Origin of the sequence: Streptomyces venezuelae (assembly GCF_008642275.1) — a bacterium.
GTDB classification, from domain to species: domain Bacteria; phylum Actinomycetota; class Actinomycetes; order Streptomycetales; family Streptomycetaceae; genus Streptomyces; species Streptomyces venezuelae_E.
Map to the genome: position 1 here is coordinate 4,291,618 of NZ_CP029189.1, position 18,624 is coordinate 4,310,241.

Below are 18,624 nucleotides of genomic sequence, written 5' to 3' on the forward strand. Positions count from 1 at the left end.
CTCGGAGCGACCCCTTCCGTCTGGGAGAATGGCTGAAGCCAGCATTCGAGATAGAAGGACGTGTCGTGGCTCAGAGCAGCACCGAGACCGACTGGGTCTCCCGTTTCGCGGACGAGGTCATCGCCGAGGCGGAGCGCCGAGCACCCGGCAAACCTGTCGTCGTCGCGTCCGGACTCTCCCCCTCCGGCCCCATCCACCTGGGCAACCTCCGCGAGGTCATGACCCCGCACCTGGTCGCCGACGAGATCCGCCGCCGGGGCATCGAGGTCCGCCACCTCATCTCCTGGGACGACTACGACCGGTACCGCAAGGTGCCCGCAGGCGTGCCCGGCATCGACGAGTCGTGGGCCCAGCACATCGGCAAGCCGCTGACCTCCGTGCCCGCCCCGGCCGGATCCGCGTACCCGAACTGGGCCGAGCACTTCAAGGCGGTCTTCGTCGAGGCCATGGCCGAGATGGGCGTCGACTACGACCCCATCAGCCAGACCGAGCAGTACACGAACGGCGTCTACCGCGAGCAGATCCTGTTCGCGATGAAGCACCGCGCCGACATCGACGCCATCCTCGACCAGTACCGCACCAAGCAGAAGCCGGGCGGCAAGAAGCCCCAGCAGAAGCAGGTCGACGAAGCCGAACTGGAAGCCGCCGAAGGCTCCGGCGCGGCCGCCGAGGACGACGGCAGCACCGGCGAAGGCGGGTACTTCCCGTACAAGCCCTACTGCGGCCAGTGCGGCAAGGACTTCACCAAGGTCACCTCGTACGACGACGAGACCACCGAGATGACCTACGTCTGCACCGAGGACGAGTTCACCGAGACGGTCAAGCTCAGCGAGTTCAACCGCGGCAAGCTCGTCTGGAAGGTCGACTGGCCCATGCGCTGGGCCTACGAGGGCGTGATCTTCGAGCCCTCCGGCGTCGACCACTCCTCGCCCGGCTCGTCCTTCCAGGTCGGCGGCCAGATCGTGCACATCTTCGGCGGCGAGCAGCCGATCGGACCGATGTACGCGTTCGTCGGCATCAGCGGCATGGCGAAGATGTCCTCCAGCAAGGGCGGCGTCCCGACCCCGGCCGACGCGCTGAAGATCATGGAGCCGCAGCTGCTGCGCTGGCTCTACGCCCGCCGCCGCCCCAACCAGTCCTTCAAGATCGCCTTCGACCAGGAGATCCAGCGGCTCTACGACGAGTGGGACAAGCTGGAGGCCAAGGTCGCCGACGGCACCGTCCTGCCCGCCGACGCCGCCGCGCACACCCGCGCCGTGCGCACCGCCGCCGCCGAGCTGCCGCGCACCCCGCGCCCGCTCCCGTACCGGACGCTCGCCTCCGTCGCCGACATCACCGCCGGCCACGACGAGCAGACCCTGCGCATCCTCACCGACCTCGACCCCACCCAGCCCCTCACCTCCCTCGACGAGGTACGGCCGCGCCTGAACCGCGCCGAGAACTGGATCACCACCCAGGTCCCGGCCGACCAGCGCACCCTCGTACGCGACGAGGCCGACACCGAGCTGCTGTCGTCCCTGGACGACGAGGGCCGCGAATCCCTGCGGCTGCTCCTCGACGGCCTGGACTCGCACTGGTCCCTCGACGGGCTGACCACCCTCGTCTACGGCGTCCCCAAGGTCATGGCCGGCCTCGAACCCGACGCCAAGCCGACCCCGGAACTCAAGGTCGCGCAGCGCACCTTCTTCGCGCTGCTCTACCGGCTCCTCGTGACCCGGGAGACCGGACCGCGCCTGCCCACGCTGCTGCTGGCGGTGGGCGCCGACCGCGTGCGCAAGCTGCTCGCCGTCTGACCCGGACCGGACCGGAAGCGGAATGCGGAAGGGCCCGCACCCCTCGGGGTGCGGGCCCTTCCGCATGTCCGTCACCGTGAGGCGATCACCATCAGGCGATCACCGTCACGCGATGTGCTCCGCCTCGCGGTCCTTGTTGTACCGCAGCTTGAACGCCGGGATCATCCGGCGCAGCAGCGAACCACTGCGCGGGTGCGTCACGCCGTAACCGTCCGACAGGTGTATGTCGAGCGCCTCGGCCGACGGGTAGTCCTGCTTCTCGTCCGACAGCGCGCAGAACACCTTGTACGCGACCTCCGCGAACTCGGCCTCGTCCGGCGTCTCAGGACCCTCCTGCGGGCCCTCCTGCGGGCCTTCCTCCTGACGCGGAGCGGGGATCGGCAGCTCCTGCTGCACGGGCCCCTCCTCGTCCGGACCCATCGGCGGCAGCACCGGCGTCGGCTCCAGACCCTCCACGTACTGGGGGTTGTAACCACCCTCGTACGCCGCCTGCGGCGCCAGCGGCGCGGCGAACCACGCACTGTTGTGGGCCGCGGGCATCGCCGTCGGATCCACCGCGAAGGCAGGCGCGACATGCTGGGCAGCACCCGGAACACCCGGAACACCCGCCGGGTTCTGCACCGACTGCGCCTGCTGAACCTGCTGCGCCTGCTGCACGGCCGGCTGACCCTGCTGATCCGCCTGACCCTGCTGCGCAGGCCCGGGCGCGGCGGCTGCCAGCGCCGGAGCCTGCTGGACCTGCTCCACCTGCTGCTCCACCGGCGGCAGCACGGCCGGTTCGATGCCGGTGGCCGCGAGGGCGTCCGGGGTGGTCTGCGCGAGAGGTACGCCGATCTTGGCCAGCTTCAGCGGCATCAGCGCCTCGACCGGGGCCTTGCGCCGCCACGAACGCCCGTACCGCGCCTGCAGCCGGGCCTGGTAGATCAGCCGGTCCTGCTCCATGCCGACGGCCTGCTCGTAGGAGCGCAGCTCCCACAGCTTCATCCGCCGCCACAGCTTGAACGTCGGCACCGGCGACAGCAGCCACCGCGTGATCCGCACACCCTCCATGTGCCGGTCCGCGGTGATGTCCGCGATCCGGCCCACCGCGTGCCGGGCGGCCTCCACCGTCACCACGAACAGCATCGGGATCACCGCGTGCATCCCGACACCCAGCGGATCCGGCCAGGAAGCCGCACCGTTGAACGCGATCGTCGCCGCCGTCAGCAGCCACGCCGTCTGACGCAGCAGCGGGAAGGGGATCCGCAGCCACGTCAGCAGCAGGTCCAGCGCGAGCAGCACACAGATACCCGCGTCGATACCGATCGGGAACACCAGCGAGAAGCTGCCGAACCCCTTCTGCAGGGCGAGGGCACGCACCGCGGAGTACGAGCCCGCGAAACCGATCCCCGCGATGATCACGGCACCCGCGACCACCACGCCTATGAGAATCCGGTGCGTACGAGTCAGTTGCATCGCGGCCACCCGCGATCCCCTCCCCTTGTCGAGCACATACCGAGCGCGGACTGCCGATGCCGCGCACCGGGCACTTACCGCGCCTTTACCGAGCTGCAGCAGGCACAGCGTACGGGTGACCCGATGTCAACGCCCAGGGCGGCCCCGCCCCCCGACCGTTCCTACTGGGGCTGCGGGGACTGCGGCTGCTCCGCCGGAGCCTTGTTCGCCGCACCCACCGAGGCCACGGCCTCCTTCGCCGCCGTGATCGCGTCCTGCAGCAGCTTCGCGTGATCCGGCGCGGTGGCCCCCTCCAGTCCCGCACCGTTGTAGTCGAGCGTGACCACCACGTTCTGAGTGCGCGCCACGACCGTCGTGTTGTAGTGGTCGTTGCCGTCCTTCTTCACCGTGTAGATGACCGACGTCCCCTGGTCACCGACCTCGCCGACAGCCGCCGCCTGCGGGTTCTGCGCACCCTCGGCGGTCTTCGCCGCCTCGACCTCCTTGTTGTACTGCTCCTCGGCACGCTTGCTGGCGTCACCGAGGGTGGCCTGCGAGTCGTAGCGGAAGAAGGACAGCGACAGCCAGCGGTACTGCGAACCCTTCAGACCGTCCTCGTCCAGACCGTTCCAGGAGCAGCTGGCACGCGTGGCCAGGTCGTTCGACTTCGGCGCCGTCCCGGCCTTGTCCTTCGCCTCCGGGACGAGCGTGTCTATCGTCGGCGCCCCGAGCGCCTTGCACGGGTCCGGGAGCGCGGCGAAAGCCGGCTTCTCCAGGGTCTTGGAGGACTTCGGGTTCGGCTTGGCGGACGAGGACGAACCGGACTTCTTCTCGCCGTTCGAGCCCGACTCCTTGCCCGAGTCGGACGAACACCCGGCGACGGTGAGGATCACCGGGACGGCTGCGCAGGCGAGAACGCGGGTGAGGCGCGAGGCTGATCGGTGCATGGTTCCTTCAGTACGTTTGTCGGTTGTTCTTCGGACGCGGGACCCGGGCAACGGTAGCCCGACCCGGCACCCGCCTGCTGTGCGCGCCGTCACGCGAGAGCGCGGCGCGCACCGCTCATTCGGTGAAACGCTCGACCAGGGCCTGCGCCAACTGGCGTGCCTTGTCCTGGGTTTCGGTGCTCGGTGGGACCGTACCGGGCAGCGCGGGCTGCACGCTGTACTCGATGGTGACGATGACGTTCGAGGTACGGAACACAATGCGGACCGTGCGGGACTGGGCGGCGCTGGCCCCGGCGGGGCTGAGCTTGTCCTCCAGGAAGGCGTCGCTGCCGAGACCTTCCAGGACCCGCGATCCGAGCTCGACCGGCGCCGACGGGCTCGCACCGGGGGACGACGGGGTCCCGGGAGCCGGCGCGCCGGGGGCGGGCGTGCCCTGGGCCGGGGCCGCCGGGGTCGGAGCCGCGGGGGTGGGGGCCGCCGGGGTGGGGCTCGCGGTCGGACCGGGGAAGGGCAGCTTCGCGTCGGTGAGCCGGCGTACGTAGACCTGCTTGGCCTTGTCGTCGTCGCTGGACGCGGTCCTGTCGTACGAGACCACGCGCTCGAAGCCGACCGAGAGCAGCCGCGTCTCGTCGGGGCTCTGCCCGGTCCAGCGGCAGCCGACGTGGCGGTCGCCGTCGTACGAGGGGTCCGCGACACCGGCGTACATCTGGTCGCGCTGCTCGGGGGTGAGGCTGTCCCCGGCCGGGAGCATGCCCTTGAGCTTCTTGCTGTCGGCGCCGGCCTTGCAGGGCGCGGGCAGACTGCGGTACTTACCGGGTTGGGCGGGCGCGGCGGCGTTGCCGCCGGCCTTCGAGTCGCTGGTGCTTCCGCCGTCGCTCCCGCTGGTGCACCCGGTCAGACCGGCCGCTCCGGCCGCGAGCGCGGTGAGCATCGCGATGCCTGGCAGGACTCGCCGCCGTACCGCCTTGCGCTGCACGTCCACTGGCTCCCTTCGACCGGCGGGCCCCCGACGGTCAGGAAAATGCGTTGCCGCGACTTGGGCGCGGCTGGACACAATGTCTATCGCACACGCTGGTGCTGGCGCCGGTCTCCTGTCGTATTTGGGATCAAGAGCGAGGCTTTTGCGCATTCTGACTTTTCTGTGGTTTTCGGGGGATTGATTCCTTATGTCGTATGTAGAGGTACCTGGGGCGAAGGTCCCGATCCGGATGTGGACGGACCCGGCGTCGGTCGAGGACAGCGCGATGCAGCAGCTGCACAACGTCGCCACCCTGCCCTGGATCAAGGGCCTGGCCGTCATGCCGGACGTCCACTACGGCAAGGGAGCCACCGTCGGCTCGGTCATCGCCATGAAGGACGCGGTCTGTCCGGCGGCGGTGGGCGTGGACATCGGCTGCGGAATGTCGGCGGTGAAGACGTCCCTGACGGCGAACGACCTGCCGGGGGACCTGTCGGGGCTGCGGTCGAAGATCGAGCGGGCGATCCCGGTGGGGGCGGGGATGCATCGCGAGCCGGTGGATCCTTCGCGGCTGTACGGGTTCTCGGACGCGGGCTTCGGGGACCTGTGGGAGCGCTTCGACTACGTCACGGATGCGGTGAAGTTTCGGCGAGATCGCGCTATGCGGCAAATGGGAAGTCTTGGGCAGGGCAATCACTTCTGCGAAGTTTGTATAGATGCGTCCGGTTCGGTGTGGCTCATGCTGCACTCGGGGTCGAGGAACGTCGGCAACGAACTGGCTGCGTTCCACATCGAGGTGGCACGGGGTCTTTCCCATAACCAGGGCCTCGTGGACCGGGACCTCGCGGTCTTCCTCGCGGCCACGCCGGAGATGGCGGCGTACCGCAACGACCTCTTCTGGGCCCAGGAGTACGCCAAGTACAACCGCGCCGTGATGATGAGCCTGTTCAAGGAGGTCATCCGCAAGGAGTTCCGGAAGGCGAAGGTCTCCTTCGACCGCGAGATCAGCTGCCACCACAACTACGTGGCGGAGGAGCGGTACGACGGCATGGACCTGCTGGTCACCCGCAAGGGCGCGATCCGTGCCGGCAGCGGTGACTACGGGATCATCCCGGGTTCCATGGGTACGGGTTCGTACATCGTGAAGGGCCTCGGCAACGAGAAGTCCTTCAACTCGGCCTCACACGGCGCGGGCCGGAAGATGAGCCGCACGGCGGCGAAGAAGCGGTTCTCGGCGCGGGACCTGGCGGAACAGACCAAGGGCGTGGAGTGCCGCAAGGACTCGGGCGTGGTGGACGAGATCCCGGGCGCGTACAAGTCCATCGAGCAGGTCATCGACCAGCAGACGGACCTGGTGCAGGTCGTGGCCAAGCTCAAGCAGGTCATCTGCATCAAGGGCTGAGGCCCGGGTGCGGATGTCGGGGGAGTGGAGGGGCCCGGGTCGTGATCGGCCCGGGCCCCTCCGCGTCGTCTTGTTCAGGCTTTGCCGGTCCGCAGGCGCCAGAGGCGCATCGAGCAACTCTGCTCGGTCCTGTCGAGGGCGATCCCGGCCGCTGCGGGGTCGTTCAACCGCAGAAGGGTCATTGCGCCGCGTACGCGCGTCAGTGCTCGTCGCCGTCGAGGAGGAGGTCCACCTGGAGTTCCACGGATACTCCGATGGACTCGGGGAGGGGGATGGATTCGCCTCGCTTGTAGGTCCTGCGCACGCGGTACGTGTCGTTGCGGGGGTCGCTGCAGAGGATGGCCTCGTCGTGGTGGCGGTCGGCGATGACGTACACCGGGATGCCGGCCTTGGCGTAGCTGTCGACCTTGACGCCGATGTCGTCGGACCAGTTCGACGACGTGACTTCGACGACCAGGCGGAAGACGTCGGCCGCGTAGCAGTTCTTCTCGACCTTGTGATTGCGGAAGTCCGCCTCGACGAGGGCGAAGTCCGGGATGGCGTAGTCGTCGGAGCCGGTCGGCAGCCAGAGGCCGACCCCCTGGACGTATCTCAGTCCCGCCTCACGGGCGTCGGCGTCGTAGAACCTCTCGATCAGCCAACTCAGTGCCAGCGCGTGTGATCCGTCGGCGGGCGGTGTCGCTGTGAGCCTCCCCTGGAGAATTTCCACTCGGTGCCCGGGAAGCTCCCTGGAGAGTCGATCGGCGGCCTCCGCGATCGTGGTCTCGTGCTCTATCGCGGCCATGGCTTCCTCCTTCTCTCGGCTCACGCTTTCGGAGCGTAGCCGTGCCCGCCGACATTCCGTGCGTATTCACCCGTACGGGCTCCAGGGATGCGGGGTGTCAACTTCCGCTTGGGGCAGGAGGGTTGACCCGCGAGATGGTCTAGACCAAGGTGTGCCGCATGTGGAGATCCCGCGTGCTGACCGCCGCGCTCGTGTCGTTGTCGCTCGTTCTCGGGGCCGGGGGGTCCGTTCAGGCGAAGGTGGGGCTGCCGCCCGTCGTGTCGCATGTGCCGACCTCGGAGAAGGTCGTCTTCATCACCATCGACGACGGGTGGAACCACGATCCCGAGGCCGCCCGGATCCTCTCGGAGCGGCGCGTGCCCGTGTCGCTGTTCCTGCTGCCGGGGGCGGTCGCCTACGACACCGCCTACTTCACCCGGCTCACGCAGGACGGGCGGGCGAGCGTGGAGAACCACACCGTCAGCCATCCGGACCTCACCACGCTCGATGCTGCGGGCAAGGACGCCGAGGTGTGCGGGGCGGGGGAGCGGCTCCGGGACACCTTCGGGCGGACGCCGAAGCTGCTGCGGCCGCCGTACGGGGCGGTGGACGACGAGGTGCGGCTCGCGGCCAAGGCGTGCGGGGTCAAGGCGCTGGTCACCTGGACGCACGATTTCACCACCTGGGGCGAGACCCCGCCCGCGCCGCGGCTGCGGGCCGGGGACATCGTGCTGCTGCACTTCACGCCGACGCTGGCGGCTGACCTCCGGCGGGCCCTGGACGCGGCGAGGGCCGCCGGGCTGAAGCCGGCGGCCCTGATGCCGCACCTGAAGGCGGCGGGGGTGCTTTAGAGCTCGCGGTGGACCTTGGTGTTCGAGGCCTGGGCGCGGGGGCGGACCACCAGGAGGTCGATGTTGACGTGGCTGGGGCGGGTCACGGCCCAGGTGATGGTGTCGGCCACGTCGTCGGCGGACAGGGGGTGTGCGACGCCGGCGTAGACCTTCTCGGCCTTCTCGGTGTCGCCGCGGAAGCGGGTCTTCGCGAATTCCTCGGTCTTGACCATGCCGGGTGCGATCTCGATGACGCGTACGGGCTGGCCGACGATCTCCAGGCGCAGGGTCTCGGCGAGGACGCGGGCGCCGTTCTTGGCGGCGACGTAGCCGGCTCCGCCCTCGTAGGTGGAGTGGCCGGCGGTGGAGGAGAGGACCACGACGGTTCCGTCGCCGGAGGCGGTGAGGGCGGGGAGCAGGGCCTGGGTGACGTGGAGCGTGCCGATGACGTTGACCTCGTACATCGTGCGCCAGTCGGCGGGGTCGCCGGTGGCGACGGGTTCGGCTCCGATGGCGCCGCCGGCGTTGTTGACGAGTACGTCGACGGAGGGGTAGCGGTCGAGGGAGGCCGCGAAGGCGTCGACGGCGGTGCGGTCGGTGACGTCGAGGGTGTGCGCGGTGGCCTGGTGGCCGGCTGCGGTGAGTTCGGCGGCGAGGGCTTCGATGCGGTCCTTGCGGCGGGCGGTGAGGACGACGTGGTAGCCGGCTGCGGCGAGCTGTCGGGCGGTGGCCGCGCCGATGCCGCTGCTCGCGCCGGTGACTACGGCGGTTCGGGTGGCGGCCGTGCTCATGTGCGGGCTCCTCGGTCGTTCGTGCGGGCGATTACCCGCCAGCATAGGCGTGGCTCAGCGGCCGCGTGGGGCGTACATGATCAGAGCCATGCCGGCGAGGCAGACGAGGGCGCCGGTGATGTCCCAGCGGTCGGGGCGGTAGCCGTCGGCGACGACGCCCCAGGCGAGGGATCCGGCGACGAAGACGCCGCCGTAGGCGGCGAGGACGCGGGCGAAGTCGCCTTGGGGCTGGAGGGTGGCGACGAAGCCGTAGAGGCCGAGGGCGATCACTCCGGCGCCGATCCAGGCCCAGCCCCTGTGGACGCGGATGCCTTGCCAGACGAGCCAGGCTCCGCCGATCTCAAGGAGTGCGGCGAGGAGGAAGAGGGCTGCGGAGCGGGCCAGGAGGGTGGTCGGCATGGTCCAAAGGTACGCAGGGCAGATGGGGGTGGGCGCGCCCTCGTTCGTGTGATGGTCCGACTGGTCGGGGTCGGTGGTGGTTAGCCTCCGCGCGAGGAGGTGGTGTCGGTGCGCCGTGGTGCCGTACGAGGTGTGGTGGTGGCGGGTTTGCTGGCGCTCGGCGCGGGTGTTCCCGGGTCGGCGCAGGCGTCGGCGCAGGTGCCGGCCCAGGTGTCGGCGTCGGCGTCGGTGTGGGACGGGCCCGAGGCGGATGTGGCCTATCACGGGCGGGTGGCGCTGTCCGGGGCGCGGCTGCGGATCTGGCTGGTCCCGGAGAACGACGGGCCTGCGGCGCTGCCGAACGCGACGGTGCGGGTGCGGCTGTCGGCCGAGCTCGCGGACCGGCAGGAGCTGGCGGAGGGCTGTGCGCGGGCGGGGCTGCGTGAGGTGGTGTGCGAGACGGGGCCGCTGCCGTTGCACGGGCAGGGGCGGCACATCGGGCTGCTGCTGGAGCTGCGGGACCGGGTGCCGGAGGTGGCGGTGCGGGTCGACACGTGGTGGAACGGTGGTGCGACGGACCGGAACCACACGAACAACGAGCACGTGGTGCTGGCGCTGGACACGGGTGACGCCTACGCGTTCTAGCGCGGGCTGCCGGCCTGTGCCTGGCGGGGCGTCGTGCCGGACGCCTCGCCAGGGTCGGCCCGTTCCGGGCGCGGGGGCGGCTTTCAGGCGGTGCCGAACTCCACGAGGGCCTCGTCGACGATGCGTTCGAGGCGGGCGTGGTGGGCGCCGCGCCAGTAGACGCGCTCGCATTCGGTGCACTGGGCGAAGACGTCGTAGGAGCGGTGGGTGCCGTGTTCCAGGCGGTCGCCGACGCTTTCCTTGTCGGCTTCGTGGAGTCGGCCGTTGCAGGCGGTGCAGCGGGTCCACGGTGCGAGTGCGGGGGCGAACCGGCCGAGTACGTCGCGCAGTTGTTCGTCGGGGTTGTCGCTGTAGATGTAGGCGCCGGCGAAGAGTTCGCGGCGGCGCAGCAGTCCGCGGTCGCGGGAGAGCAGTACGCGGTGTTCGGCGGCGGAGCGGGTGGCGAGGGCGGGGTCGCCGATGTCCTCGTTCTCGTAGGCGGCGTCGACGCCGAGCAGGCGCAGGCGGCGGGCGAGGGTGCCGAGGTGGACGTCGAGGAGGAAGCGGAGGGGGGCGCCGGGGACCTCTTGGGGTCGCTGGACGCCGAACACCTCGACGTTCTGGCCGTCCTGGGGGACGTAGGAGACGGGTACCTCGTGGCCGTCGACGAGGAGGCGGCCGACTTCGGTGAGCGGGACGCCGGCCGATTCGACGACGTGGCCGAGGCTGGAGGCACCGTCGGTGGCGGTCGGTACGCGTTCGGCGCGCCGGCTGGGCGGGGCGAAGAGGCGTAGTTCGGGGGCGAGGGTGAGCTGAATGCCGGGTCCGTTCACGTGCTCAGCATGCCATTTCGGGGGTGGTGGCCGCGGCGGATTATGGCGTCGCGGTGGCCTGGTCGTAGGTGTTGCGGTGGGTGCTGACCTCGTCGAAGTGGTTTTCGGCCCAGAGCTTCACGGAGGAGAGGAGGCAGCCGAGGCTGCTGCCGAGGTCGGTGAGCCGGTAGTCGACGCGGGCGGGGACGGTGGGGGTGACGGTGCGGGTGACGAGGCCGTCGCGTTCGAGGGAGCGGAGGGTCTGGGTGAGCATCTTCTGGCTGACGCCGGGGATCTTGCGGCCGAGGTCGCTGTAGCGCATGGAGCGGTCGTCGGCCTGGCCGAGGGCGCTGACGATGAGGCCGACCCATTTGTCGCTGATGCGGGCCAGGAGTTGGCTGGTGGGGCAGTCCTTGAGGAAGGCGTCGTAGGCGGATCGGGCTTCCTCGCGGCGGGCTGCGGCGGTGCTGGTGGCCATGGGTGCCCCACTTCCGGGTCGGGTACGCACCTTCAAGTACGTACTTACGAAAAGAGAGTACCTCTCCCTAGGTTAGTGCTCATCGGGAACGAGTGAACCCGCCGGACGAGCGGGTGAACCGACGTACCGATGAGCCGACGAACCGGTGAACCGGTGAACTGACGAACGGGAGAGATGAAGATGAGCGAGCAGACGATGCTGGCGGCCGTGGTGACCGGGTTCGGCGGCCCGGAGCAGGTCGCACTGGCCGAGGTCCCGGCCCCCCGCCCCGAGGCCGGGCAGCTGCGCGTCAAGGTCGTCGCCGCCGGGCTCAACCCGGTGGACGGCGCGGTGCGTGCAGGGGTCTTCGGCGGCGGCGGGCAGCGGCTCGGTCTCGGCTGGGACGTGTCCGGCGAGGTCGACGGGATCGGCACCGGCGTGACCGGCTGGAGCGTGGGCGACCGGGTCGTGGGCCTGCACTACGGGCCGGTGAAGCCGCTGGGTTCGCACGCGCAGTACGTGGTGCTGGACGCCACCGCCGTCGCCCCGGCCCCGGTGGGGGTGGACGCGGTGACCGCGGCCGGGCTGCCACTGGCCGGCCTCACCGCCGCCCGCGCCGTGGATCTGCTGGGGCTCGCCCCCGGTTCCTCGGTGCTGGTCACCGGAGCCGCGGGGGTGGTCGGCGGCCTTGCCGTCCAGCTCGCCGCGCGGGCCGGGCTGGCGGTGACGGCTCTGGCGGGCGCCGGGGACGAGGAGTTCGTACGGTCCCTGGGCGCGACCGGGTTCGTCCCGCGCGGCGAGGCTCCGGCCGGGCCGGTGGACGGGGTCCTGGACGCGGCGGTGCTGGGCGAGGAGGCACTGCGCTCCGTACGTGACGGCGGGGTCTACGTGGGCCTGATCCCGCACCACGCCCCGGCGGCGGAGCGCGGTGTCCGGGTCGTGGAGCAGGAGGTCGCGGCGGACGGGGCGCACCTGGCCCGGCTGGTGGCCCTGGTCGACGCGGGCGAGCTGACGCTCCGGGTCGCGGAGACCTTCCCGCTCGGCGAGGTCGCGAAGGCCCACGCCCGCCTCGGGACGCCCGGGGTCCGCGGCCGGATCATCCTGACGGTGTGAGGCCGCCCCGGGGGCGCTCCACCCGGGGGCGCTCCACCCGGTGGCGCCAGTGGCAGCTCGGGTGGGGCACGCCGGGCGGGTACTCGAAGTCGACGTCGCCCAGGTACTCGAAGCCGGCCCGCCGGCAGACCGCGTTGGACGCCGGGTGGTCGGTGCCGGGGAAGGCGTGGACGCTGTCGCGGGAGCCGTGGGCGCGGACGTGGGCCAGGAGTTCCGTGAGGGCCGCGACGGCCAGCCCCTGGCCCTGGAACTCGGGCAGGATGCCCCATCCGGTCTCGTAGACGGCTTCGCCGCGCCACTCCCGCTCCCAGAAGCCGACGGATCCGACGCTCTCGGCGCGTCCGCCGGTGCCGGGGTCTTCCCCGGCCGGGATCCGTTCGACGCGGAACATCCGGCCGGCGGCCGGCTCCCGCGCGCTCAGGGCCTCGTAGCGGCGCTGCCGGTCGGCGAGTTTCGCGGGCGTCTCGGGGCCGCCCAGGAAGCGGGTCATGGCCGGCTCGTTCTTGCGCTCCAGCAGCCAGAAGTCCCCGGCGGACCAGGGCTCCAGCCGTACACGGGTCTCCATCGGGCCAGCCTACGGGGCTGCGCAGGCCTCTTTCCTGAAGGGGGCGGGGGCGGTGTGGCGGAATGCTGGATTCCCGCATCGGGCACCGGGCGGTGAATGATCAATTCCAATTATTGGAAGTGGGGACCGCAAAACAAATCGCGCTTTTTTCCGCCGTGGTCGTGGCATAGCGTGGGGCGCGGAGCAACGGCTGCCGATCGCCGCTTTCAGGTCGGGCCGCCCCGTGTCGCGGAGGCGGCCCGGCCGCACCTTCACGAGGACACGGAAAATTGACGAAGCGCATCCGGGGTTTGACGGCGATCGCGGTGACGGTGCTGCTGGGCGCGGCCGCCTCCGCCTGTTCGGAGGAAGCCCCGAAAGACTTGGAGCGGGCCCGTAGGGTGCAGGCGGCCCTGGACAGTGCCAACGCGGCGCTCGACCAAGAGCGTGACGCGGAGTTAAAACTGATCCGCACATGCATGAACGACAAGGGTTTCAAGGTCTTCCCGGCAGGCGGCTCCGGCACCGACAGCGGAAAGAAGCAGAGTGGGGACCTCTCCCCGTCGCCCGAGACCGCGCGCACCGTCGGCTACGGGGCGGACCCGCGCACTTCGGACACCCGGAAGCCCCAAGGGGGCCCGGACGACTTCGATGCGCTGCCCGAAGACGTCAAGCGGGCGCACAGCATGGCCATGGACGGGTACGTCGACAAGCCAGAAGGCGGTGTGGAGTTCGACTTCGGCGGCGGCAAGGTGATGGTGCCGTCCACGGGGTGCCGCGGTGAAACCCTCAAGGCCGTGTACGGAGACGTGAAGGAGTACCTCCGGCTCACCTGGACGGTTTACAACAAGGTCAAGCAGAACGGTGCGCGCATCCTCGCAGATGACGACGGATATCAGAAGGCGCTCTCCGAATGGGCTTCCTGTATGAAGTCCGGAGGCTATCCGGAAATTGCGACTCCGGAGAAGGCCAGGGAAGTGGCGCTCTCGCGTTACGCGAATGTCCCCGAGACCGCCGCGGCGGCGCTCGACAACGCCCGGGACGCCGAGATCAAGCAGGCCACCACCGATGCCGAGTGTGCCGCCGGAGTCGATCTCAACACAGAGGCACGGGAAGCCAAGAGCAAGGCCTCGGCCGCTTCGCTGGTGAAGCACGAAGCGGACATCATGGCGTGGCTGGAACTCGTCACGAAGGCCAGGGGCAAGGCCCAGGATCTACTGCGAGAGGCGTCCTGACACCTTCGTGAGCCTCGCCCGCCCCGACGCCGTCCGACGAACGCGCGGCTGAGGCCGGGGCGGGGCCCGGTCGCCGCCGGCGCACCGGCCGGCCCTGCTGCTCCCGGGGTGCCCGCGTACTGATGGCAGCGTCGGGACGTCGCGCCAAGTGGCGCCCCGGCATCGCCGGGGACCCGGCACGGATGCACGCCTGGCCAGCCGACCCCGGCGGCCGACCTGTCGTGCAGGCACAGCCGAGGCCCCGTCCGGCGGGGGACTCCTGAACGCGGCCGGGCAGCCCCGCAGAGGTGCTGCCGGGCAGGGTATGGGCAGGTCAGGGCCAGACCAGGCAGTACGGCTGGTGGCCGGCCTCGTGGAGGCGGTGGCTGAAATCCTGCCACTCGTGGAGCAGCTGGTAGACGTTGAAGGCGTCGCTCGGGCCGCCGCGGTCGGGGACCGTGGACCAGATGAAGGCGGCCGCGCCCACCGATTCCTCGCCGATTCCGCGCAGCGGGTCGACCACGGTCATCGGCAGTTTGACCACCGCGTAGTCGGGGTGGAGGACGACCAGCTCCAGCGGGGGCACCTTGTGGAGGGGTATGCCTTCGATGCCGGTGAGGACCATCGCGGCCACCGTCTCCGGCTTGATCTTGGTGAAGAGGCCGCCCATGCCGAGCTCGTCGCCGCCGAGTTCCTCCGGCCGCATCGTGACCGGGACCCGGGCCGCCGTGGCACCGTCGGGGGCGCCGAAGTACTTGTACGTCACTCCCATGCCACGACCCTTGGGCAGGTCCTCGGGCGGGGTCGCCGGCCCCGGGACGGCGTCGGCCGCCTCCATGCCACGGCGGTGCTTGCCCCGGCGGCGGGCCTCGCGGGCGCGCTGCGGATCGAGGCCGTCCGTTCCCTCGCCCGGTCCACCACCGCGTTGCATATCTCCACCCGACTGGTCTTGCTCGCCCCGGCCCCGCGGCGGCCCCCGCCACGCAGCCTGATCATCATGGCAGTGACCTCCCCCGCGGCGACGCGGTGAAACGCCCGTCCGCAAGTCTGTCGCGGCCTCTGAGACCATGGCAGGTGTGAGCTACCCGTACCCGTATGAAGCCCCAGTTTCGCAGACGCTCTTCGAGCGCGCCTCCCTCGTGACCCCCGGCGGCGTGAACTCTCCCGTGCGCGCCTTCCGCGCCGTGGGCGGTACGCCCCGGTTCATGGTGTCCGGGACCGGTCCGTACCTCACCGATGCCGACGGGCGTGAGTACGTCGACCTCGTGTGCTCGTGGGGGCCGATGATCCTCGGCCATTCGCACCCCGAGGTGGTCGAGGCCGTCCAGGCGGCCGTCGCCCGCGGTACCTCCTTCGGTACGCCCGGTGAGGGCGAGGTGGCGCTGGCCGAGGAGATCGTGGCGCGCATCGAGCCCGTGGAGCAGGTCCGCCTGGTCTCCTCCGGCACCGAGGCGACCATGTCGGCGATCCGGCTGGCCCGTGGCTTCACCGGTCGCGCCAAGGTCGTGAAGTTCGCCGGCTGCTACCACGGTCACGTGGACGCGCTGCTGGCCGCCGCCGGTTCCGGTCTGGCGACCTTCGCGCTCCCGGACACCCCGGGTGTGACGGGCGCGCAGGCCGGGGACACGATCGTGCTGCCCTACAACGACCTCGAAGCGGTACGGGCGGCCTTCGCCGCGCACCCCGGCGAGATCGCCTGTGTGATCACCGAGGCGGCGCCCGGCAACATGGGTGTGGTGACCCCTGCCGAGGGCTTCAACCAGGGGCTCGCGGACCTCTGCCGGGAGAACGGCGCGCTGTACATCTCCGACGAGGTGATGACCGGCTTCCGGACCTCCCGTGCCGGCTGGTACGGCGTCGACGGGGTCAGGCCCGACCTGATGACCTTCGGCAAGGTCATGGGCGGCGGTTTCCCGGCCGCGGCCTTCGGCGGCCGCGCCGACGTCATGGGCCACCTGGCTCCCGCCGGTCCCGTCTACCAGGCCGGGACGCTCTCCGGTAACCCCATCGCGACCGCCGCCGGTCTCGCCCAGCTGCGTCTGCTGGACGCGGCCGCGTACGAGAAGGTCGACGCGGTCTCGAAGGAGATCCAGGGCCTGGTGACCGGCGCGCTCGCCAAGGAGGGCGTGGCGCACCGGCTGCAGACCGCGTCCAACATGTTCTCCGTCTTCTTCACCGAGGACGAGGTGCGCAACTACGACGACGCCAAGAAGCAGGAGAGCTTCCGTTTCAACGGGTTCTTCCACTCGATGCTGGCGCAGGGCGTCTACCTGCCGCCGTCGGCGTTCGAGTCCTGGTTCGTCTCCACCGCCCACGACGAGAAGGCGATCGAGCGCATCGCGGCCGCTCTGCCGGCCGCCGCCCGAGCCGCCGCGGAGGCCACCGCATGAGCAGCAGCTCCACGCCCGCCACCCCCGACCTCACCGTCGTGCACCTGGTGCGCCACGGCGAGGTGCACAACCCCGAGGGCGTGCTCTACGGGCGCCGTGACGGCTATCACCTCTCCGAGCTGGGCCGGCAGATGGCGGACCGGGTCGCCGAGCACCTCAAGGGCCGGGACATCGCCTACGTCGTGTCGTCTCCGCTGGAGCGTGCGCAGGAGACGGCGGAGCCGATCGCCAAGGTCCACGGCCTGGACCTGGCGACCGATGCGCGGCTGCTGGAGGCGGAGAACGTCTTCGAGGGCAAGACCTTCGGTGTCGGTGACGGCGCGCTGCGCAAGCCCGGCAACTGGAAGCACCTGACGAACCCGTTCAAGCCGTCGTGGGGTGAGCCGTACGTCGAGCAGGTGGTCCGGATGATGAGCGCGCTGGAGGCGGCGCGCGACGCGGCCCGCGGCCGTGAGGCGGTGGCGGTCAGCCACCAGCTGCCGATCTGGATCGTGCGCAGCTTCGCGGAGAAGCGCCGGCTGTGGCACGACCCGAGGCGCCGTCAGTGCACGCTCGCCTCGATGACGTCGTTCACGTTCCAGGGCGACAAGCTGGTGTCGGTGGGCTACAGCGAGCCGGCCCGGGACCTGGTGCCGGCGCATCTGCTGGCCGGGGCCAAGCCGGTGAAGGGTGCGTCGAAGGCGTTCGGTGCCTGATCCGGTTTCCGGTCGTCCGGCCGGGTCTTGATCGTCCGTCTGTTACATGCCGTTACGGTTCGGCCCAAGTAAAGAGAGGTCGCGCGGGAATCACCGTGTCAGCTCGCATGTCCGATCTGATTGTCCGTTTATATGGACTTCGGTCGGTATGGGTGGTCGACAGTGGGGACGGTGACATGCGCGACATCAGGGGAGTCAGCCGGAGGGGGTTGCTGGGACTGGGGCTCGGTGCGGCCGCCGCGGTGGGAATCGCGGGCTGCGGCTCACCGGGCACGTCCGGTTCCGGCGCTCCCGGGCCCGTCAGGAACCCGAAGCCCGGTGAGAAGCCGGCGGTCCGGCCCATCGGTGACGGCTCCACCGCCGACACCGGCCCGCAGCCGAACCAGCCGGACCCGCCCGTGCCGCTCCAGCCGGGCGAGACCCCGCCGCAGTTCGTCGTCTTCAGCTGGGACGGTGCGGGGGAGATCGGCAACGGTCTCTTCCCGCGCTTCCTCAAGCTCGCCAAGGACCACGGCGCGGCCATGACCTTCTTCCTCTCGGGCATCTACCTGCTGCCCGAGTCGAAGCGGCACCTCTACCGGCCGCCGAACAACCCCGTCGGGGCCTCGGACATCGGCTACCTCAAGGACGAGAACGTCCGCTCCACCCTCACGCACGTCCGCCAGGCGTGGCTGGACGGGCACGAGATAGGGACCCACTTCAACGGCCACTTCTGTGCCGGATCCGGCTCGGTGGGCCGGTGGACCCCGCAGGACTGGCAGAGCGAGATCGACCAGGCCGTGTCGTTCGTCACCAACTGGCGCACCAACACCGGATTCACCGACCTCGAACCCCTGCCCTTCGACTACGCCAAGGAGCTGAAGGGCGGCCGCACCCCCTGCCTCCTCGGCCGGGACGGCCTGCTGCCGACGGCCGGCCGGCTGGGCTGGCGCTACGACTCCAGCTCGCCCGGCGGCCTCCAGGTCTGGCCGGAGCGCCGGTCCGGCGTCTGGGACCTGCCGCTGCAGTCCCTGCCGTTCCCCGGGCACTCCTTCGAGGTCCTCTCCATGGACTACAACATCCTCGCCAACCAGTCGAAGAACACGACGAGGGGCGTGCCCGCCAACTACCCGGGCTGGCGCACCCAGGCCACGGCCACCTACCTGGGCGGTTTCCGGCGGGCCTACGAGACCAACCGCGCGCCCCTGTTCATCGGCAACCACTTCGAGGAGTGGAACGGCGGCATCTACATGGACGCCGTCGAGGAGGCGCTCAAGGGCATGGCGGACAAAAGGGATGTACGGCTCGTGTCCTTCCGGCAGTTCACCGACTGGCTGGAGGTGCAGGACCCCAAGGTGCTCGCCAGGCTCCGGGGGCTCGGCCCGGGCCAGTCGCCGGCCGGTGGCTGGAGCGCGTACATGACAGCCGCCTGACGGGGGCCGGACATCGCCTGACCAGGGCTCGGGCGCCGCCCCGGGGGGTGCGGAAGATCCGCGAATT

Annotated in this window: 19 protein-coding genes; 9 read left to right on the forward strand and 10 right to left on the reverse strand. The window is 70.5% G+C overall.

Features of this window, described 5'->3' with window-relative positions; genetic code table 11:
- Window positions 1-65: 65 nt before the first annotated feature.
- On the forward strand, window positions 66-1,793 hold the full coding sequence (gene lysS / locus DEJ51_RS19015) for a lysine--tRNA ligase (protein WP_150258667.1): 1,728 nt from the start codon (window positions 66-68) through the stop codon (window positions 1,791-1,793).
- Between the two features lie 105 nt (window positions 1,794-1,898).
- Here the strand turns inward: lysS and DEJ51_RS19020 are convergent, their stop codons facing one another.
- From DEJ51_RS19020 to DEJ51_RS19030, 3 genes are all read right to left on the reverse strand, one after another.
- Window positions 1,899-3,257: a DUF2637 domain-containing protein gene (locus tag DEJ51_RS19020; RefSeq protein WP_150258668.1), complete on the reverse strand. Its 1,359-nt coding sequence runs from the start codon at window positions 3,255-3,257 to the stop codon at window positions 1,899-1,901.
- A 152-nt stretch (window positions 3,258-3,409) separates the two neighbouring features.
- A complete protein-coding gene (locus DEJ51_RS19025) occupies window positions 3,410-4,174 on the reverse strand; it encodes a DUF3558 family protein (RefSeq protein ID WP_150258669.1) in 765 nt (254 codons plus the stop codon).
- Between the two features lie 115 nt (window positions 4,175-4,289).
- Window positions 4,290-5,150 (reverse strand): DUF3558 domain-containing protein, encoded by an 861-nt coding sequence (locus tag DEJ51_RS19030; RefSeq protein WP_223835873.1) that lies wholly within the window; start codon window positions 5,148-5,150, stop codon window positions 4,290-4,292.
- A 190-nt stretch (window positions 5,151-5,340) separates the two neighbouring features.
- Here DEJ51_RS19030 and DEJ51_RS19035 point away from each other — a divergent pair, with 190 nt between their 5' ends.
- The gene (locus DEJ51_RS19035) at window positions 5,341-6,534 is read left to right on the forward strand and encodes an RtcB family protein (protein WP_150258670.1); all 1,194 of its coding nucleotides are present in this window, start codon (window positions 5,341-5,343) and stop codon (window positions 6,532-6,534) included.
- Window positions 6,535-6,733: 199 nt separating this feature from the next.
- Here DEJ51_RS19035 and DEJ51_RS19040 read toward each other — a convergent pair whose 3' ends face one another.
- A complete protein-coding gene (locus DEJ51_RS19040) occupies window positions 6,734-7,342 on the reverse strand; it encodes a Uma2 family endonuclease (protein WP_317852408.1) in 609 nt (202 codons plus the stop codon).
- Window positions 7,343-7,476: 134 nt separating this feature from the next.
- Here DEJ51_RS19040 and DEJ51_RS19045 point away from each other — a divergent pair, with 134 nt between their 5' ends.
- Complete coding sequence (locus DEJ51_RS19045; RefSeq protein WP_150258671.1) at window positions 7,477-8,148, forward strand: polysaccharide deacetylase family protein; 672 nt, start codon at window positions 7,477-7,479, stop codon at window positions 8,146-8,148.
- On the opposite strand, the gene DEJ51_RS19050 is transcribed toward DEJ51_RS19045, so the two are convergent.
- Together DEJ51_RS19050 and DEJ51_RS19055 are read right to left on the reverse strand one after the other, a co-directional pair.
- Window positions 8,145-8,918 carry an SDR family NAD(P)-dependent oxidoreductase gene (locus DEJ51_RS19050; protein WP_150258672.1) on the reverse strand — a complete coding sequence of 258 codons (774 nt, stop codon included), beginning with the start codon at window positions 8,916-8,918 and terminating at the stop codon, window positions 8,145-8,147. The genes DEJ51_RS19045 and DEJ51_RS19050 overlap by 4 nt on opposite strands.
- Window positions 8,919-8,972: 54 nt before the next feature.
- Window positions 8,973-9,317: a YnfA family protein gene (locus DEJ51_RS19055; RefSeq protein WP_150258673.1), complete on the reverse strand. Its 345-nt coding sequence runs from the start codon at window positions 9,315-9,317 to the stop codon at window positions 8,973-8,975.
- Between the two features lie 138 nt (window positions 9,318-9,455).
- Between DEJ51_RS19055 and DEJ51_RS19060 the strand changes: the two genes are divergently transcribed.
- Window positions 9,456-9,941 (forward strand): hypothetical protein, encoded by a 486-nt coding sequence (locus DEJ51_RS19060; protein WP_223835874.1) that lies wholly within the window; start codon window positions 9,456-9,458, stop codon window positions 9,939-9,941.
- 83 nt (window positions 9,942-10,024) lie between these two features.
- Here the strand turns inward: DEJ51_RS19060 and DEJ51_RS19065 are convergent, their stop codons facing one another.
- Window positions 10,025-10,753 (reverse strand): Mut7-C RNAse domain-containing protein, encoded by a 729-nt coding sequence (locus tag DEJ51_RS19065; RefSeq protein WP_150258675.1) that lies wholly within the window; start codon window positions 10,751-10,753, stop codon window positions 10,025-10,027.
- Between the two features lie 40 nt (window positions 10,754-10,793).
- Window positions 10,794-11,210 carry a winged helix-turn-helix transcriptional regulator gene (locus tag DEJ51_RS19070; protein ID WP_150258676.1) on the reverse strand — a complete coding sequence of 139 codons (417 nt, stop codon included), beginning with the start codon at window positions 11,208-11,210 and terminating at the stop codon, window positions 10,794-10,796.
- Between the two features lie 195 nt (window positions 11,211-11,405).
- Between DEJ51_RS19070 and DEJ51_RS19075 the strand changes: the two genes are divergently transcribed.
- A complete protein-coding gene (locus tag DEJ51_RS19075; protein ID WP_150262010.1) occupies window positions 11,406-12,302 on the forward strand; it encodes an NADP-dependent oxidoreductase in 897 nt (298 codons plus the stop codon).
- On the opposite strand, the gene DEJ51_RS19080 is transcribed toward DEJ51_RS19075, so the two are convergent.
- A complete protein-coding gene (locus tag DEJ51_RS19080; RefSeq protein WP_150258677.1) occupies window positions 12,286-12,867 on the reverse strand; it encodes a GNAT family N-acetyltransferase in 582 nt (193 codons plus the stop codon). The two genes, DEJ51_RS19075 and DEJ51_RS19080, sit on opposite strands and share 17 nt — an antisense overlap.
- Before the next feature lie 269 nt (window positions 12,868-13,136).
- Here DEJ51_RS19080 and DEJ51_RS19085 point away from each other — a divergent pair, with 269 nt between their 5' ends.
- A complete protein-coding gene (locus tag DEJ51_RS19085; protein ID WP_150258678.1) occupies window positions 13,137-14,081 on the forward strand; it encodes a hypothetical protein in 945 nt (314 codons plus the stop codon).
- A gap of 313 nt (window positions 14,082-14,394) precedes the next feature.
- Here DEJ51_RS19085 and DEJ51_RS19090 read toward each other — a convergent pair whose 3' ends face one another.
- A complete protein-coding gene (locus DEJ51_RS19090; protein WP_190620494.1) occupies window positions 14,395-14,991 on the reverse strand; it encodes a hypothetical protein in 597 nt (198 codons plus the stop codon).
- Window positions 14,992-15,127: 136 nt separating this feature from the next.
- On the opposite strand from DEJ51_RS19090, the gene hemL reads away from it, so the two are divergent.
- The 3 genes from hemL to DEJ51_RS19105 all read left to right on the forward strand — a co-directional run bounded on the left by hemL (window position 15,128) and on the right by DEJ51_RS19105 (window position 18,557).
- Window positions 15,128-16,450 (forward strand): glutamate-1-semialdehyde 2,1-aminomutase, encoded by a 1,323-nt coding sequence (gene hemL / locus DEJ51_RS19095; RefSeq protein WP_150258679.1) that lies wholly within the window; start codon window positions 15,128-15,130, stop codon window positions 16,448-16,450.
- Window positions 16,447-17,145, forward strand: coding sequence for a histidine phosphatase family protein (locus DEJ51_RS19100; RefSeq protein WP_150258680.1), 699 nt, complete (start codon window positions 16,447-16,449; stop codon window positions 17,143-17,145). Before hemL ends, DEJ51_RS19100 begins: the two co-directional genes overlap by 4 nt.
- Before the next feature lie 185 nt (window positions 17,146-17,330).
- Window positions 17,331-18,557, forward strand: coding sequence for a hypothetical protein (locus tag DEJ51_RS19105; protein ID WP_150262011.1), 1,227 nt, complete (start codon window positions 17,331-17,333; stop codon window positions 18,555-18,557).
- The last annotated feature ends 67 nt before the right edge of the window (window positions 18,558-18,624 follow it).